Source organism: Luteibacter sp. P4_E6, from assembly GCF_056401535.1.
In genome coordinates this window covers 1-2,169 of the sequence record NZ_JBFUJE010000612.1, presented here as the reverse complement: position 1 = coordinate 2,169, position 2,169 = coordinate 1, and the positions used below count along the sequence as shown (strand labels likewise).

General features: G+C 65.4%; 3 protein-coding genes. All 3 read right to left on the bottom strand.

Annotation, left to right across the window (positions count from 1 at the left end):
• Nucleotides 1-1,333, bottom strand: a 1,333-nt coding sequence (locus tag AC1DT2_RS21470; RefSeq protein WP_477298603.1) for a sensor histidine kinase, incomplete at its 3' end; no start/stop codon positions are given.
• The gene (locus AC1DT2_RS21465) at nucleotides 1,311-1,991 is read right to left on the bottom strand and encodes a response regulator transcription factor (RefSeq protein ID WP_046968925.1); all 681 of its coding nucleotides are present in this window, start codon (nucleotides 1,989-1,991) and stop codon (nucleotides 1,311-1,313) included. The genes AC1DT2_RS21465 and AC1DT2_RS21470, both read right to left, overlap by 23 nt.
• Nucleotides 1,992-2,070: 79 nt before the next feature.
• Nucleotides 2,071-2,169: sigma factor-like helix-turn-helix DNA-binding protein (locus AC1DT2_RS21460; protein WP_477298604.1), on the bottom strand; the 99-nt coding region annotated here is incomplete at its 5' end.

Sequence of the window (2,169 nt, the reverse complement as noted above, 5' to 3'; positions counted from 1 at the left end):
TCTCGGTTCCACCCACCGACAGCGAGAACCCGTGCAGGCGCACGATGGCGCTGACGATGGCAAGGCCCAGGCCACAGCCCGGCTTTGCGCGCGTCTCATCGCTCCGGTAGAACCGGCGAAACACCGCTTCCCGTTCGTTGGGCGGGATTCCAGGCCCGGTATCGGCGATATCGATACGCGCGTCACCCGTCGGGTCGGTACTGGCCACCAGGCGGACAGCACCGCCGTCGGGCGTGAACTTGATGGCGTTGCCGACGAGATTGGCGAAGGCTTCGAACATCAACTGCGGGTCACCGCGCAGTGGCGGCAGCCGGCCCACCTCGAGTTCGAACACCTGGCTGCGGTCTTCAGCCAGCGGGGCGTAGAACTCGTGGACGTTGCGGAGGACGTCGCCCAGATCGAGCGTTTCAAAACACGCGCTGCGCTGGCGGTCTTCGAGTTCAGAAACCCTTAGCAGGGCGCGGAAGCGTGACAGCACGGTGTCGATCTCGGCCACGCAGGCGTCCAGCTGGTCGCCTTCCGGCTTGCCGTCGAACTGCTGCTGCAAGCGATGGAGACGCGTGCGCATCCGGGTGAGCGGGGTGCGGAGATCGTGGGCGATGTTGTCGGTGACGCCCTTCACTTCGCCCAGCAGGCGTTCGATCTCACCCAGTGTCGTGTTCACGGTGGATGCGAGAAGGTCGACCTCGTCGCCGCCACGTGTCACGGGCAGGCGCACGCTGAGGTCGCCCTCGCGGATCGGCTCCATCGCCTGCTGGATCGCACGAATGCGACGCGCGGGTCCACGGGCGATGAGGATGCCGCCGAGTACACCGGGGATGAGGGTCAGAGAAAGCCCCCAGAGCAGGCCACGGCGAATGATCGCGCCTACGCCGTCGATCGTCGTGCTCTCCTTGGCCACGACCAGCCGATCGCCATTGGGCAGCACGCGCGTGACGCCACGAGCGCGCGTGGGCGTATTGCGCTTGGGATCCACGAGGCTCGCGCGTATCGACTGGACCATGTCTTCGTCGGTGAGCTCGGCCGGCACACTTTCGATGTTGCCGGCGATGCGCCTGCCCTGCGGGTCGAACAGGCCGACCCACATGTAGCCCTGGACATCGATCTGGCTGGCCGCCTCCACCGTCGCGGGGAGCCGGCGCGGATCGGAGGTTTCCAGATAGTGGATGCGCGCGGCGAGCATGCCGTCGACGACGTTGGACAGGTAGCGCGAGGCTTCCCACTGGACGACGCCCAGCAGCACCACGCACCAGATGGCGAAAAGCGCGCCGTAGATCAGGATCAGGCGCGACGTGGCGGAACGCCAGGCATCAATCAGCGGGCGCAATGACATACCCCGAGCCGCGCACCGTACGGATGAGCGGCACCTGGCCGGCGCCGTCGATCTTTCGACGGAGGCGGCCGATATGGACGTCGATCACGTTGGTACCCGGATCGAAATGAAAACCCCACACGTGCTCGAAGATCATCTGGCGCGTGACCACCTGGCCGGCGTTGCGCATCAGGAATTCGAGCAGGCGGAATTCGGTAGGTAACAGGGTCAGCGGCTGTCCATTGCGCAGCGCGTTGTGACGCACAAGGTCGAGCTCGAGATCGGAAACCCGCAGCCGGTTGCTGTTTGCATTGGGTTGCCGACGGCGCAGCAGTACTTCCGCGCGTGCGGCCAGTTCGTCCGGCGAGAAAGGCTTGGTCAGGTAATCGTCGCCGCCGGCGCGCAGGCCGCGGACGCGTTCGTCCACATCGGACAAGGCGCTGATCATCAGCACGGGCGTGTCCACGGAGCGCTCGCGAAGAGCAAGCACCACGTCGATCCCGTCCATGCCCGGAAGCATGCGGTCGAGGGTGATGATGTCGAAGCCATCTTCAAGGGCACGCGCGAGACCGTCGCGCCCATTGGCCACCCACTCGGCCGTTAGGCCGTGCGCACCCAGCTCCGCGACGATGTCGCGAGCGGTGACTTCATCATCTTCGATGACCAGTGCCCTGGGCATCCTCTGCACTCCGTAGGGGGAACAACGGAAAACGGCCCCACCAGGGGGGCCGTTCCGGATCTTACGCCCAACGACGCACTCAGGCGGCGATGGCGACGCGCATCTTTTTCATGGCGTTCGCTTCGATCTGGCGGATGCGTTCGGCGGAAACACCGTATTCATCGGCAAGATCCTGCAG

What these genes read in the sequence shown, in the direction of transcription:
- AC1DT2_RS21465 (WP_046968925.1), bottom strand. Translation starts at nt 1,991, where the DNA reads ATGCCCAGGGCACTGGTCATCGAAGATGATGAAGTCACCGCTCGCGAC.